The following is a 13,829-nucleotide window of genomic DNA, read 5'->3' as shown; positions in this document are numbered from 1 at the left end:
GCGACAAAGGCCGACTCACGACTGATCGCGCCGCGCCGTCGCTGACACCGGCCGCGACAGCTTGGTGATGATGCGGTCGATCTCCTCGAGCACGTACGCGGCGAGGCGGCGCTGGGCGGCGATCGCGTCCAGGTCTTTCTCCTCCAGGTCACCCAGCACCACGATGTTCTCGTCGTTGAGGGTCGCGGCGGGCGCGGTGTAGTTGAAGCTGCCCACGATCACCAGCTGCTCGTCGATCACCATCAGCTTGTGGTGCACCTTGCGGACCCCGTTGCCGGGCGTGTTCTCGTACAGCTGGGCGCCCTTGTCGCGCAACGGAACGGTCGCCGCCCAGGCCTGGCTGCCCTGGCCGCGGTCGAGCACACCCCGTACGGGAATGCCGGCCTTGAGAAGCCAGAACATGGTGTCGTCGATGCCGGACGACTGGGCGAAGGTGAACATCGCGAAGTCGACGCGGTGCTGGGCCTTCAGCATCTGCTTCATGATCTCCATCTCGGGCCCCTGGTGCGGCGCGAAGATGGGCTTGACCCGGATACCGCCGAGGCGGAACTCGCGGGGACGGGGTTCGCGGCGTTCCCGCAACTCACCGAACGTGCCGCTGCGCAGGCGCTCGAACTCCCTCACGTACAGGCTGGTGGCCGTCTGACCACGCAGGATCAGCACGTGGTTGAGGTTGTTGCCGGCGGCGTTGGTGCCGGTGTCGGTGAGCGTGAAGTTGGTCGAGCCGGTCAGCACGGCCGCGGTGGGCGCGCCCGGGTCGCGCACGATGAACTTCTGGTGGAAGATCTTCGGGTTGAGGTCGGTGACCAGGTCGATGCCGGCCCGCAGCAGCGCCGAATGGATGACCCGGTTGTGCTCGTTGTCGCCGGCCAGGCTCCACGGGTCGGCCAGCGGCGGGCTCTCGACCAGATAGTCGCCCTCGAGAATGATCTGCACGCTGACCTTGCGCGCCTTGGCCGCGAGAATGGCCTCGGCGACGGCCCGGGAATCGATTTCCTGTACGGCGATCAGCACCGTGTCCGTGGCGCCCGCGATGAACTCACGGATCACCGCGTCGAGGTCGTCGGGCCCACCGAGGACGGTCGGCCCCGCGTAGAACTCCACACTGCCCAGGTCCACACCCATGCGGTCAGTGTGGGCTCACCCCGCCCCGGGTGGTGTCAGCAAGACGACGCGCCGGCTCAGCCCTCCCAGTCGAGCTGGTGCTCGGGGACGCCGACACTTCGGCCGTAAGCGACGGCGGCGGCATAGGTCTCGCGGTCGTCCGGGGCGTAGCGGAACACCTTGCCGGCGAAGACCACCACATGGTCGTCACCGTCGGCGAAATCGGCGTACCACCCGCCCTCGGTGTCGAGGCTCTCGGCCAGAGCCGCGGCGACCGCCCCGCCGTCGCCGGACTCGAAGTCGACGATCGTCCAGAAGCGGGGCTGGCCCGGGCCGGCCGAGTCGCCCACGTCAACCCGGACCATCTTCACGATCCGCGTGGCCGGTGGGGCGAACTCAGCACCCGGGCGCAGGCCGTCGGCGATCATCCGGCCGGTGACTGTCATGAGTGTTCCCCTCCTTCGGCGGACGCTCCCGACCGCTGGGCCGATGCGCCCGGGTGGACTCGTCACTCAAGCTATTCCTGAGGTACGACACATTCGGGTGGGAGCGGTCGACGGAAGGCCATCGGCCGCCTGCACTGGCATCGCCGCCGAGATCGTGCGGCGCGGCGGATCCGATCGCCGAACTGGTTAGAGTTCGAGGCAACGGGGAGGGTCGGATGACGATCGTGACGTCCAGCGGCATCAACGCCATCGACGAGGCATACCTGGAACGCGCCGTGGCCCTGGCCTGGGACGCGCGCAAACGCGGCGACCACCCGTTCGGGGCGCTGCTCGTCGCGGCCGACGGCACGGTGGCCGAGGCGCTGAACTCGACGGTGACGCAATCCGACCCGACCGGCCACGCCGAGACCAACCTGGTGCGCGTCGCCGGCGGCTGGGGGATGGCGGTGCTGGGCGAGAGCACGCTCTACACGAGCACCGAGCCGTGCGCGATGTGCGCCGGCGCCATCTACTGGTCGGGCATCGGGCGCATGGTGTTCGCGTTCGCGTCGGACGAGCTGAGCGCCATGGTCGACGAGGAGGAGGGTGTGCCCCCGCTGCGGCTGTCCTCCCGTGAGGTCTTCGCCCGCGGCGGCCGCCCGATCGTCGTCGACGGGCCGGCCGATCTGGCCAGCGCGGCCGACGTGCACCGTGGTTTCTGGCGCTAACCGCTGGTGCACGTCCGCGCGTAAGGCTGACCCGGAAGGTATTGACGCCACTCGCCGGGCGTCAGGTCCCGGTTCAGCAGACCGCAGAGCCGGGCGCCGGCGGCCGTCTCGTCGAAGTCGACGGGCGCCAGCCGGATCGAGGCGTCGCCGCTGGCCGAGGCGAGGGTGCGCCCGTCAGGGCTGAAGGCGACGCCGTAGACCGCGTCCCGGTGCTGGAACTCGAAGTTGGTCAGCAGCGTCTGGGTCGCCACGTCCCACGTCTTGACCTCGCCACGCACCCCGCCCGAGGCCAGCCGGCGGCCGTCGGGGCTGATCGCCAGGTCTTCGACGCGGCCCAGGTGTCCCCGCAGGATGCCGGCCGGCTCCCAGGTCGTCGTGTCCCATACCCGCAGATACCGGTCGCCGCCGGTGCTGACCAGGTGCCGGCCGTCGGGCGTGAAGAGCAGGTCGACCACCGGGCTGATGTGTCCCCGGACGACCCGCAGCGGCCGGGCCGAGGCCACGTCGAACACCCGGATCAGGTTGTCGGCGCCGCCGGTGGCGAGCAGCTTGCCGTCGGGACTGAACACCGCCCGGTAGGCGCCCTGCGGGTGCCCCTCGGCCCGCCACCGCACCTCGCGGGTGGTCAGGTCCCACACCAGCGGGTTGCCGCCCGGCCCGGAGGTGGCCAGCAACTGCCCGTCGGGGCTGAACGAGCCGAACGCCCACGCCGAGTTGCCGGTCTTCAAGATGCCCCGGGCGGCGAAGGTGGTCGCGTCCCACAACCGGACCGTGCCGTCGACCGAGGCCGTGACGAGCAGGTTGCCGCGCGGGCCGAACTCGACGTCGCCCAGTCCGGCCGTGTGCCCCCGCAGCACGTGCTCGACCCGGCCGGTGGCGACGTTCCAGATCCGGGCCGTACGGTCGCGGCTCGCGCTGGCCAGCCGCCGCCCGTCGGTGCTCCAGCTGATCCCGTTGACCGAATCGGTGTGACCGGTCAGCGCCGGGGTGCGCCACAGCCGGATCATCTGGTCGTCACCGCCGCTGAGCAGGGTGTGCCCGTCGGGCGCCCAGGCCAGGCCGAGGACGATCCCGGTGTGCCCGGTACGGCGTTCGAGCTGCCACCAGTTGGCCGCGTTCCACAGCCGTACGGTGCCGTCCCGGCTCGTCGTGGCGACCTGCGAGCCGTCCGGGCTGTAGGCGACCTGATGCACGTCCCAGGTGTGCCCGGAGACCCAGACCTTCGACGTACGCCGGACGACGTCCCACACCGTGAACACGCACGCCGCGCCGTCGCCGCTGAGCAGCGTGCGCCCGTCGGGATGGAACGACAGCGACGTGATCGTGTAGTCGGTGACCCGCCCGCACATGCCATCGGCGGGGTCCCGGCTCAGCGCGGCCAACTGCCGGCCCGTGCCCGCTTCCCAGAGGCGCAGGCGGCGACCAGGACCACCCGCGGCCACCGTACGGCCGTCAGGGCTGATCGCCACCGCAGTGAGCGGCCCGCCCGCCTGCAGGGTGCGTACGGGCTTGCGGGTGGTCAGGTCCCACAGCCGTACGGTGCCGTCGTTTCCGCTGCTCGCCAGGAGCCGACCGGCCAGCGCAAGCCCCGTCACCTCGCCGCCGTGACCGGTCAACGGGGTCGCCCGGGCGCCGTCCCAGAGGTAGACCCGGCCGTCGCGCCCGGCCGTGATCGGGCCGCCCGGGCCGGAGACCACGCTGGTCGCGCCGCCGCCGGGATGCTCCAGGGTGGCGGTCGCCCGGCGGGTGCCCAGATCCCAGACCTTGACCTGCCCGCTGCCGGCCGCCGCGACCGAGGTGCCGCCGGGCAGGTAGGCCATCGAGCGGATCTCGCCCTGCCCGGTGTCGATGCGGGCCAGCAGCTGCTGGTTGGTCGCGGCCACGGCCGACGCGCGCGCTTCGAGGGTGTCGGCGCGGCGCAGCGACTCGGCCGCCAGCAGGATCGCCAGGTCGGCGTCGACCTCGCGGACGGCGTCGGACTGCAGCGCGATCTGCCGGGACAGGTTGACGGCGGACTGCGAGCGCGCGGCGCCCCGCTGGTCGAGAGCGACGACAACCCCGGTCACGGCCGAGATCAGCAGGACCGCGAGCACGGCCGCCACCGCCTTCAACCGGCGGGTGCCGCGGGTGCGCAGGGCGATGCCGGCCCGGACGAACTCCCGCTCGGCGTCGGTGGTCTCACCCGGGTGGGTGGCCTGCCACTGCCGGGCCGATTCGAGGCGCAGGCCGCGGTAGAGCAGACCGGCGTCGCGGCCGCCGCGCCGCCACTCGCCGGCGTCCTCCTCGAGATGCTGGTGGACGAGCAGGCCGTCGCGGTCCTCGTCGATCCAGGACCGCAGCCGGGGCCACGCGGTCAGCAGCGCCTCATGGGTGATCTCGACCGTGTCCCGGTGCAGCGTGAGCAGGCGGTTGGTGGCGAAGGCCTCCAGGCCGGGGCCTTCGACGTCGGCCCGCGGCAACCGGCGCCGGGTGTCCTCCACACCGGCGCCGATCTTCACCAGCCGCAGGAACATGCTGCGGGCGGCGACCCGCTCGGTGTCGTCCAGGCGCTGGTAGACCCGCTCGGCGGTGGTCGCGACGGCGTTGGCGATGCCGCCGGTGGCCCGGTAGCCGGCGACGGTCAGGGTGTGCCCGCTCCGCTGCTGCCAGCAGGCCCGCAGCGCGTGGGCCAGAAGCGGGAGCCGGCCGGCGCGGTAGACGTCGGCCGACCCGTCGCCGCCCAGATCCTTGAGCAGCAGTTCGAGCAGGCCCGGTTCCATCTCGAGCTCGACGCCGGGGGCACGCAGCGGCAGCCGGATGGCCTCGCGCAGTTCCGGTTCGCTCATCGGGCCGAGCAGCACTTGGTCGTGCTGCAGCACGTCGCGCAGCCAGGGGTGGCTCGCCCCCTGTGTGTAGAAGTCGGATCGCATGCCGAGCACGAGCAGCACACCGCGGGGGAGCGCGGCCAGGGCGTCGAGGAACTCGTGGCGTTCCTGCTCGTCCGGGCAGAGCGTGAACAGCTCCTCGAGCTGGTCGACGATGACGACGGCCCGTTCGTGCCCGGTCACCGCCGGCAGGACGCGCATCGGGTGCGCGGTCGGGGTGAGCACGATCCGGGGCCACTCCGCCGAACCCGGCTCGGGCAGCAGCCCCTGCGCGATCGCGGGGATCAGGCCGGCGTTGAGCACCGACGACTTGCCGGCGCCGGAGGGCGCCACCACGGCGATCGGGCGGCCGTCGCGCAGGCTCTCGTCGAGCCGGGCCAGCAGACCGGCGGTGACGGCGTCGCGACCGAAGAACCACTGCGCCTGCCCGGGCCCGAACGGAGCCAGCCCGGGATAGGGACAGGGCACGCCGTCGTCGTCGGGGCGGGCCGTTCGGCGGATCTCGCGCAGGCCCTCTTCGTAATGCAGATGCAGGTCGCGGGCGGCCTGATAGATCTTTGCCTGATCGTGCGCCGTCGCGGTCAGATCGACGGACCGTTCGGGGCCGGTCATCGCTCGTTGATCGTCATATCGCCGGCCGACTGATACACGCGGCCGGAACCGAAGGCCTGCGCATTCTGGGTGACCGTCCGAATCTGTTTCTGATCAATTACCCAGCGATTCTGTGCGAGTTCGTGCAGCATCTGCGCGGCGACCGCGTCACCGTCCGAAAGCGACGCCAGGCGGGCCTGCCAGCCTGCGCGAACGTGCTGCTCGACGGCCGTGTCGTGCCGGGCCCGGGCCACCAGGACCCGCTCCCGGTCACTGACCAGTTCGGCCTCGACCGTTTCGGCCTGATCGGGGCGGAAGCGTCGCCACAGCCCGGTGACGGCGGATTTTGCCTGTTGCCAGCTGTCTTCCGCCATGGCGCCGATTAACGCCGAGGCCACAGTAAGGGTGATTTCGTCCATCGCGCCGCCCGCCCTCGCGGAAAGAATATTAATGGGCGCATCAATGGTGGCGACAAGATCACGGGAATGTCAATTGGCCGTCACGTCGGCGAAATTTCCATTCCGGAACCATTCCGCTGGTCGGTCGTCCGGTGCTGGCCGAACGGATGACCGGGTGGGGCCGGGTGTGATGATCGTCGCGTCTTTCCGGCTGTTTACCGGGGCCGCGTCGTTGTGGTCCTGTACGTAGGCTGTGTGCCGCACGCCCGCGCACGCTCCCCTCGGCCGCGAAGGAAGTTCGATGACTGCAAGCACCTCCGCGGCCCCGGTGGCCGCCGGCGCGCCCGCCGCGCCGGCGAAGTCGCGGAACCGGTACATCGACACGCTCCGTGCGGTCGCGATCATCCGGGTCGTCGTCTACCACGCGTTCGGCTGGGCCTGGCTCACCTGGGTGCTGCCCGCCATGGGCGTCATGTTCGCCATTGCCGGCTCGCTGATGGCTGCCTCGCTGGCCAAGGCCGGCGTCCGTCAGGCCGTCTGGTCGCGCATCCGGCGCCTGCTGCCCGCGCTCTGGACGTTCGCCGCGGTGGCCCTGCCCATCATGTTCTGGCACGGCTGGTCGAGCGCCGACCCCGACCACCCGCTGCACAAGCTCAACCTGCTGTTCTGGATCTTCCCGCTGGAAGACCCGCCCGGCAGCTCGTGGGGCGAGCCGTTCTGGGAGGTCCTCTGGTACCTCCGGGCCTACCTGATCTTCGTGCTGGTCTCGCCGCTGCTCTACTGGGCCTACAAGAAGATCGGCTGGGCGATGGTGGCCCTGCCGCTGGTCGCCCTGGCCGCCCTGCACCTCACCGGGTTCCGCCTGCCCGACCCGATCGACGGCATCATGTGGGACTTCGTCACGTACGCGGCCTGCTGGATCGCCGGTTTCGCCCACCGCGACGGCCGTCTGCACCGGCTGCCCGTCGCGGCCTGGGCGGCGATCTGCACGGTGATCGGCGGCATCGGCCTCTACTGGCTGTTCACGCACCCGACGGCGTGGGGCTTCGACCTCAACGAGGAGCCGATCGCGCGCACCATGTGGTCGCTCGCCTTCGTGCTGATCGTGCTGCGGTTCCGCCCGACCATGGCGTTCCTCGAGAACGTCAAGTGGCTCTCGGAGTCGGTGCGGGTGATCAACGCCCGGGCCATCACGATCTACCTGTGGCACTTCCCGCTGATCACGGTGGGGGCCGCGGTGCTCGAGCACTACCAGGTGCCGTGGGCGACCTTCCAATACATCGTCTGGATGCTCGTGCTCGAGACGGTCATGGTGGTCGGTGCGGTGCTGGTGTTCGGCTGGGTCGAAGACGTGTCGGCCAAGCGGAAGGCTTCGCTGTGGCCCCGGCAGGCGCTCGCGGGCATTCCGTCGGCCGCTCCCTCGGTTGCGGCTCCGGCTTCCGTCTCCCGTACGGAATTGAGCCCCACCCTCCGTACGGATGCGCCCCCGGCGTCGTTCCCCCAGGCCGGCGCGTCCCCGACCCCGCCCCCCGCTCCGGCCCGGGGCACGGTCTACGGTTCGCCGGCCCGTGGGGATCACGGGCCGGCTGACCACCGCTAACCCTTGATGCCGTTGACCGGTGGCACGGTGAGGGTCCGCTTCTTCGCCGTGCCGCCGAGCACGATCTTGCGCAGCGACGTGTTGTTGCCGGTCGACAGCTCGCTCAGCTTGTTCGCCGGGTTCGCCTTGACCTGGATGTAGTAGGTGCCGTTGGGCAGCGACGTGACGTCGAACGACTGCCCCGGCCGGTCCTGCGTGTAGGTGTCACCGTTGCCGATGTCGAGCACCTCCCGCACCCCCACCGACGTCTGCTGCCCGCACGAGGTCTCCAGGTCGGTGTTGGCCGGCCGCCACTTCGCGAGCGGGATCGTGTAGTCGACCGCATCGGTGTTGGCCAGGCAGAACGCCTCCTTGCCGCTGCGCGCGACCTGCTTCTGGTCGGCCTTGAGCAGGTTGTACTGCGCGAAGTCGGTGAAGTGCCAGTGGTTGTGCCCGGCCCGCGGGTCCCACTGCATCGTCCCGGCCGGCACGGCGCCGACCTGGTTGCCCTGGGCGTCGAAGAAGTACTGGTACGCGTCCATCAGGCCCTGCCCGCTGCGCCGGAACCCGTCCACCAGCAGCGGCGAGTCACCCGCGTTCCAGACCGTGGCGCCGAAGTTCACGTACCACTTGTTCTTGGCCTCCTTGCTGATCGAGATGCCCCACGCGGGCAGCGACCGCAGGTCCGGCTTCGGCCCGCTCGGCGTCGCGGCCAAGGCGGCCGGGCGCTTGGCGGCGGGCCGGTACTCCTTCAGATACTCCGAGATCTGCCGCCCGTGCTCGTGGTGCCCGTCCGCGCGGCGCGCCTCGAAGCCGTCCTCACCCTTCTTCACGGTCAGGGTGAGCGCGATGGTGGCGTCCTTCGCGGCGATCTTCAGGAGCTTCTGGTACGGGGTGTTGACCGTGACCGACACGGCGTACTTCCCGATCGGCAGGTCGAACTGCCCGCCGTGCGTGGGCATGTCGCTGGTGCTCGCGCTCCAGCCGGCCTGCACGCCCCAGACCGAGCCCAGCGTGAACGGGTTGTCGTTGCCGCAGCCGACCGGGTACGGGGTCTGCGCCGGGGCGTCGGGCCGGGTGCGCACCGACTCGTAGTCGTTGGGGCAGAACGTGGTCCAGTAGCGTTTGACGACCGCGCCCTTGGCGTTCTTGACGGTCACGGTCGTGAACTGCTTGAGCCCACCCATGTCGGTGACCAGCGCGGCCGGCAGCCGGACCTTGCCGTCACCGGTGATCAGGTCGGCGACGATCGGTTCCGCGTACGACTTGCGGGTCGCCCTGACCTCCAGCGCCTCCTGGCCGGCGATGACGTTGAGCCCGAGGTTCAGGTCGACGCCGTACTTCTTCTCACTGACCTGGAAGCGCTCGGCCGTGACGCTCTTGGCGCCGGCCACGATCCGCACCCCCGCGGGCGTCGTGGCCGCATCGGCGACCTGCATACCCGCGAAGGCCAGCGTCGCCGGCATCACCCCCGCGACCGCGGCCAGACTCCACCGCTTCCACCTAACTGCCGTCATCGATCGTTCCCCCAGGTGCACACGTACGAATGGATGTCCGCCCATGGAATCCCGACGTCTGTGAGTCCGCTGTGAGCCGGATGATGAGGTGCGTCGAATCAGCGACGTACTGTCCCCTTTCCGACCGTTGCACCGCGCCGGCCCGTCGTGGCGGCGTCGGTCTGGTGCACGCGGTGGCTTCCGGTTGTTGTCCGCGGCTGACATGATCCCGGCATGACTGGCGAGGGCGTGGCGGAATACCGGTCGTCACCCCGGCGGCTGGTGGCGGTGGCGGTCGTGGTGGGTGTGACGGCCGGCCTCGCGGCGTGGCTGATCCTCGCCGTGGTGTTCTCGGCGGTGACCGGCCGTGTGATCGTCACGCCGCTGACACCCGGCATCGTCTACACCGTCTCGTACACGTTCTTCTACACCGTGTTCTCGCTGGTGCGCGCCCGTCGCCGCCCCACCACCCTGACGTTCGGCCCCGACGGCATCGAGATGGCCGCCGCCGGCTGCGACGCGGTCATGATCCCGTACGACATCGTGGCCCGGACCCGGCTGCGCGGCCGGTGGCCGCTGACGGTGTTGCAGGTGTTCGTGGCCGACGAGCACGCCCAGCTCGTGACCGCGATCGACCGGAGTGGTCGCCGCCCACCCCGCCGGAACCGGAACGGCCGCTTGCGGTTCGACCTGCCGCTCGCAGGCCTGAACGCCTCGGGGGCGACTATCCGCGCGGAACTGAACCGCACTGCTCAGGCGCGCACCTCAGACGATGTCGCAGCCGCCGGCCCGTCGTTGTCCGCTTGAGTGAGTGCTCGCTTGCCGTTCTGAGCGTTTGCGCGTCGCCGGTTTGCGCGAGTGCGCGTTGTCGGCTTGAGCGAGTGCGCGTTCGCCGCGTCAGCGGGATCTGCGCGCGCGGCGGTACAGCGCCACGACGACGATCGCCAGGATCAGGGCGAGCGCGCCGACCGCACCGGCCACGACCTTGATGTAGTCGAACGGGGGCCCGTCTTCGTCCGGGCTTTCGGCGGCTCCGGCGGCGGGCGCGGAGGTGGTCGGCGGCACCGCGCTCGATGAAGGCGCGGACGGCGTCGCGCGGGCCACGGCCGGGCGGTCCGGCAGCGCGTACCCCAGAATCACCGGTTCCTCGCTGCCGTCGCCGGACGCCTCGGAGACCGTGAGCAACGACGTCCCGTCGGCGCTGTAGGTGACCGACTCGCCCTGCGGTTCGTTCGGCAGCGGAATCTGACGGGGCGTCCCCGAGGTGAGGGCGCCGATCACATCCCCGTCCTCGACATCAAATTCAAAGGCGTCCGCGTACGTCCGGAGCACCACGTGCCGCCCGTCGGGCGAAGTGGCCGCCCCCGTGACGACGGCCCGCCCCAGGAACGAGAACGGGTTGCTGGTGGTCGTGATCGGCAGAGTCACCTCGCCGGCCTTCTTCAGCGGCGTCGTGGAGCCGCCACGCAGCGCCGCCGTAGGCGTGTAGAGCTCCGCCGTCCCACCGCTCTTGGTGATCACGATCGGCGTGCCGTCCCCGGTCACGAGCAGCGCTTCGGCGTCGTGCGCCCCGTCCGGGTACGACATCCGCAGAAGAACCGGCTTCTTGGCCCCCGGCGCCAGCTTCCACAGCGCGATGGTGCTGCGACTGCCCCCGTTGTCCCCGATGTCCGCCACCCAGAGCGTGCCGTCCGAACCGCGCGCCAGATCCTCGGTGTCCCGGGGCCGGGAGGGATACGACACGGTCCTCGTGACCCGGCAGCCCGAGTTCAGATAGAAGATCTTCCGTCGGTCCGCGAAGTCGGACCCGTCGTTGACAACCACGAACCCCGACCCGACGGCCACCATCCCCGACAGCTCATCGAGCCGCTCATCCCGCACAGCGCAGACAGTCACTCCGGCCCGCGCCCGCAAAGCCACAGCCTCCACCCACGCCTGGGCATGCGGATGCGTGGGGCCCGGGGCGGCGACGGGCGAGGTCAGGAGGGTGGCTGCGGCGAGGAGGCTGGGGACGCGCACGATGACCGATTCAACCCCCTGCGGACGGACGACCCACCCGACTATGGCAGGGATCAACCACCCGGGGACGGCCGGGGATCATCGAGGCCACCCATCGCCCGGGTCTCCCCATCGACGCCGACCCCAGGGCGGGGCTGTTTCCGGCGGCCTCGCGGATTTAACATCCTGGACATGAGCCGCCCGACCATCTACGACGTGGCGCGCGAGGCGGGGGTGGCCGCCTCGACAGTTTCGCGGGCGTACGCACGGCCGGGCCGGGTCAACGCCGACACCGCCCAGCGGATCTTCGAAGCGGCCGAGAGGCTGGGATACCGTACGGGAACTCAGGCCCGGCGGTTGGAGGCCGGCACCGTACGGAATGCCATCGCCCTGGTCGTCGCCGACGTGACCAACCCGTTCTACGGCGACATCATCAAGGGCGCCTACGAGGCCGCTCGCGAGGCCGGCTACCAGCTGATCCTGTCGCACACGAACGAGTCGCCGAAGGTCGAGCGGCAGACCATCGAGCAGGAGTTGGCCCAGGTCGACGGCGTGGTGATCGCCAGCTCCCGGATGACCGACTCGGCCCTGCGCATGGTCGCCAAACAGAAGGCGGTCGTGCTGCTCAACCGGATCATCCCCGAGGCCAACTGCGTGCTCAACGACGCCGAACGCGGCATCCGCCGAGCCGTCGAACACCTGGCGTCGCTGGGCCACGAGCGCATCACGTACGTCGCGGGCCCCGAGACCAGCTGGTCCGACGGCGTACGGTGGCGGGCTCTGCGCCGGGCCGCCGTCGAACTGGGCCTGGAAGCGCGCCGCCTGGGCCCCAACGAGCCGACCGTGCTGGCCGGCCTGAGCGCCGCGATCCGCGTGGCCGAAACCGACTCGACCGCCGTGCAGGCCTACAACGACCAGCTGGCGATCGGCATCGTCAAGGGCCTGAGCCGCCTCGGCGTCGCCGTCCCCGAACAGGTCAGCGTCGTCGGCTTCGACAACATCATCTTCGACGAGCTGGTCGAGCCCCAGCTCACCACCATCGCGTCCCCCCTCTACCGCATGGGCTTCACCGGAATGCAGAACTGCATAGCCGTGGCCCAGGGCGCCCGAACCAGCGGCCGCCCGCTGGTCCTGCCCGTACGCCTGGTCGTCCGCAAGTCCACCGCCCCCGCCCGAACCACCACAGCCATCCCGCGCCCTCGGGCAGCCACCGCCCCGCACCCCCACTGACCCACCGCGGCCACGCCCGCCCGCGTGACCGGCCTCGCAGGCGCGCGCGATCGCGGGACCGCAGCCCCGGGGCTCAGCGCAACCGGAACAGGACCTCGCCCGCCCGCGGCACCACGAGCGTCCCCGGGTCGGCGGCGAACTCGGCCACGTCGATGGTCGCCGGGTCGCGATATCCCAGGTTCACCGACCGGCACACGTCTTCGGGAATCCCCGTAGCCAGAGTCACGTCGACCCGCAGCTTCTCCACACCGCTGGCCGGGTCGAACGTGCCCGCCCCGCGCAGGTGCGTCGAATGCGCCAGCACCCCCCAGTGGATGTGCCGGAACGCGTCCCACTGCTTCACGAAGTAGTCCCGGCAGTGGTACCCGATCTCGTGGATCTGCGGGTGGCTGGTCGCGATCTCGCGGATGTGCGGCGCGTACAGAATCACCTCACCACCGTCCGCGACCACCGGCTCCACCTTGTAGAACCCCTTGGCCCCGGTCCAGATCTCGTCGTACATCTGCGGAATCAGCGACAGCACCCGCCGCACGGGCCGGTCGAGGTACGTCACGTGGGTCGCCGCGCTGATCTCGGCGGCACTGGCCCACGACGCGATCGGATCGCCGAACGAGACCGAGTGCAGGGCGCTGCTCTTGTCACTGTCCGTGCCGTCGGGCGGCAGCTCGGCCGTGACGACACAGAACGCGTACGTCTCGGCCGGGATCATCGCCGCACCGTCGTTGATCAGAGCCCGTACGGGAGTGAGCCCGGTCGTCCCGATGATCTCGGCCGACGTGATGAGCGCGCCCAGCCAGTGCGACACGTCGATGATCTGCTGGCCGGCCACGCCCGGGAAGAAGTATTTGTTGCCACCCGACATCCCCACCACCTCGTGGGGCAGCACCGGCCCGACCACGATCGCCACGTCGTGCTCGACGACCGCCCGGTTGAGCATGACCGGCACGTCACCGCTCATCCGCCCGTCCGAAAGCTCCTCGATGCGCGCGCTCGGAATGGTCCCCAGGTTCGCGAACGTCTCCGGCTTCCACCACTCGTGGTTGATCACAGTGGTGTCCGGATAGACGCCGACCCACGCCCGCAGCGCCTCCTCCGACATCGCCCCGTGCGTCCCCAGAGCGACCAGCACCGTCAGCCGCGACACCCGCCCGTGCAGAGCCTGGTGCACCGCCGAGACGAGCAGGGGCAACGGGCACGTACGGGTCGCGTCCGGCACCAGCACACAGACACTGCGCCCGTCCACATCGAGCGCGCCTGCCTGCTCCCGTACGAAGGCCGTGACCTCGTCTTCGGTCAGCACCCCGTCGGCGCCGCCGAGCCGCGTGGCCGGCCCGGTCACCACTGAGGTCATGGCACATCCTCCACATCTGTCGTGCACTCCGCCCGTGACAAGAGCGACGGTACGCCCCTCGGCCT

11 protein-coding genes are annotated in these 13,829 nt (G+C 70.6%); 4 read left to right on the top strand and 7 right to left on the bottom strand.

The features are described from left to right. Positions 1–15: 15 nt before the first annotated feature. Together JIG36_RS02100 and JIG36_RS02095 are read right to left on the bottom strand one after the other, a co-directional pair. Positions 16–1,125 (bottom strand): phospholipase D-like domain-containing protein, encoded by a 1,110-nt coding sequence (locus tag JIG36_RS02100; RefSeq protein ID WP_203374248.1) that lies wholly within the window; start codon positions 1,123–1,125, stop codon positions 16–18. A 56-nt stretch (positions 1,126–1,181) separates the two neighbouring features. Beyond that, positions 1,182–1,550 carry a hypothetical protein gene (locus JIG36_RS02095; protein ID WP_203374247.1) on the bottom strand — a complete coding sequence of 123 codons (369 nt, stop codon included), beginning with the start codon at positions 1,548–1,550 and terminating at the stop codon, positions 1,182–1,184. 215 nt (positions 1,551–1,765) lie between these two features. Here JIG36_RS02095 and JIG36_RS02090 point away from each other — a divergent pair, with 215 nt between their 5' ends. After that, entirely contained in the window at positions 1,766–2,257 is a 492-nt protein-coding gene (locus JIG36_RS02090) for a nucleoside deaminase (protein WP_203374246.1), read from the top strand. Here the strand turns inward: JIG36_RS02090 and JIG36_RS02085 are convergent. Next, the gene (locus tag JIG36_RS02085) at positions 2,254–5,733 is read right to left on the bottom strand and encodes an nSTAND1 domain-containing NTPase (protein WP_203374245.1); all 3,480 of its coding nucleotides are present in this window, start codon (positions 5,731–5,733) and stop codon (positions 2,254–2,256) included. The genes JIG36_RS02090 and JIG36_RS02085 overlap by 4 nt on opposite strands. Beyond that, the gene (locus JIG36_RS02080; RefSeq protein WP_203374244.1) at positions 5,730–6,131 is read right to left on the bottom strand and encodes a hypothetical protein; all 402 of its coding nucleotides are present in this window, start codon (positions 6,129–6,131) and stop codon (positions 5,730–5,732) included. Before JIG36_RS02080 ends, JIG36_RS02085 begins: the two co-directional genes overlap by 4 nt. Before the next feature lie 280 nt (positions 6,132–6,411). Between JIG36_RS02080 and JIG36_RS02075 the strand changes: the two genes are divergently transcribed. Next, complete coding sequence (locus JIG36_RS02075) at positions 6,412–7,710, top strand: acyltransferase family protein (RefSeq protein ID WP_203374243.1); 1,299 nt, start codon at positions 6,412–6,414, stop codon at positions 7,708–7,710. Here JIG36_RS02075 and JIG36_RS02070 read toward each other — a convergent pair. Then, the gene (locus JIG36_RS02070) at positions 7,707–9,206 is read right to left on the bottom strand and encodes a lysyl oxidase family protein (RefSeq protein ID WP_203374242.1); all 1,500 of its coding nucleotides are present in this window, start codon (positions 9,204–9,206) and stop codon (positions 7,707–7,709) included. The two genes, JIG36_RS02075 and JIG36_RS02070, sit on opposite strands and share 4 nt — an antisense overlap. Positions 9,207–9,419: 213 nt before the next feature. Between JIG36_RS02070 and JIG36_RS02065 the strand changes: the two genes are divergently transcribed. After that, a complete protein-coding gene (locus tag JIG36_RS02065) occupies positions 9,420–9,992 on the top strand; it encodes a hypothetical protein (protein ID WP_203374241.1) in 573 nt (190 codons plus the stop codon). Between the two features lie 90 nt (positions 9,993–10,082). On the opposite strand, the gene JIG36_RS02060 is transcribed toward JIG36_RS02065, so the two are convergent. Next, positions 10,083–11,066, bottom strand: a complete 984-nt coding sequence (locus JIG36_RS02060; RefSeq protein WP_203374240.1) for a hypothetical protein — start codon at positions 11,064–11,066, stop codon at positions 10,083–10,085. 309 nt (positions 11,067–11,375) lie between these two features. Here JIG36_RS02060 and JIG36_RS02055 point away from each other — a divergent pair, with 309 nt between their 5' ends. Beyond that, positions 11,376–12,413, top strand: coding sequence for a LacI family DNA-binding transcriptional regulator (locus tag JIG36_RS02055; RefSeq protein WP_203374239.1), 1,038 nt, complete (start codon positions 11,376–11,378; stop codon positions 12,411–12,413). Between the two features lie 73 nt (positions 12,414–12,486). Here JIG36_RS02055 and JIG36_RS02050 read toward each other — a convergent pair whose 3' ends face one another. Then, positions 12,487–13,764 carry a lactate racemase domain-containing protein gene (locus JIG36_RS02050; protein ID WP_203374238.1) on the bottom strand — a complete coding sequence of 426 codons (1,278 nt, stop codon included), beginning with the start codon at positions 13,762–13,764 and terminating at the stop codon, positions 12,487–12,489. Positions 13,765–13,829: the final 65 nt, after the last annotated feature.

Source organism: Paractinoplanes ovalisporus (assembly GCF_016834655.1).
In the GTDB taxonomy this organism is placed as follows: Bacteria; Actinomycetota; Actinomycetes; order Mycobacteriales; family Micromonosporaceae; genus Actinoplanes; species Actinoplanes ovalisporus.
This window is presented reverse-complemented; position numbering and strand designations above follow the sequence as displayed.

Excerpts from the sequence above, each read along its gene's own strand:
- JIG36_RS02050 (WP_203374238.1), bottom strand. The coding sequence starts at position 13,764 with ATGACCTCAGTGGTGACCGGGCCGGCCACGCGGCTCGGCGGCGCCGAC.
- JIG36_RS02055 (WP_203374239.1), top strand. The coding sequence starts at position 11,376 with ATGAGCCGCCCGACCATCTACGACGTGGCGCGCGAGGCGGGGGTGGCC.
- JIG36_RS02095 (WP_203374247.1), bottom strand. The coding sequence starts at position 1,550 with ATGACAGTCACCGGCCGGATGATCGCCGACGGCCTGCGCCCGGGTGCT.
- JIG36_RS02100 (WP_203374248.1), bottom strand. The coding sequence starts at position 1,125 with ATGGGTGTGGACCTGGGCAGTGTGGAGTTCTACGCGGGGCCGACCGTC.
- JIG36_RS02085 (WP_203374245.1), bottom strand. The coding sequence starts at position 5,733 with ATGACCGGCCCCGAACGGTCCGTCGATCTGACCGCGACGGCGCACGAT.
- JIG36_RS02075 (WP_203374243.1), top strand. The coding sequence starts at position 6,412 with ATGACTGCAAGCACCTCCGCGGCCCCGGTGGCCGCCGGCGCGCCCGCC.
- JIG36_RS02080 (WP_203374244.1), bottom strand. The coding sequence starts at position 6,131 with ATGGACGAAATCACCCTTACTGTGGCCTCGGCGTTAATCGGCGCCATG.
- JIG36_RS02090 (WP_203374246.1), top strand. The coding sequence starts at position 1,766 with ATGACGATCGTGACGTCCAGCGGCATCAACGCCATCGACGAGGCATAC.
- JIG36_RS02070 (WP_203374242.1), bottom strand. The coding sequence starts at position 9,206 with ATGACGGCAGTTAGGTGGAAGCGGTGGAGTCTGGCCGCGGTCGCGGGG.
- JIG36_RS02065 (WP_203374241.1), top strand. The coding sequence starts at position 9,420 with ATGACTGGCGAGGGCGTGGCGGAATACCGGTCGTCACCCCGGCGGCTG.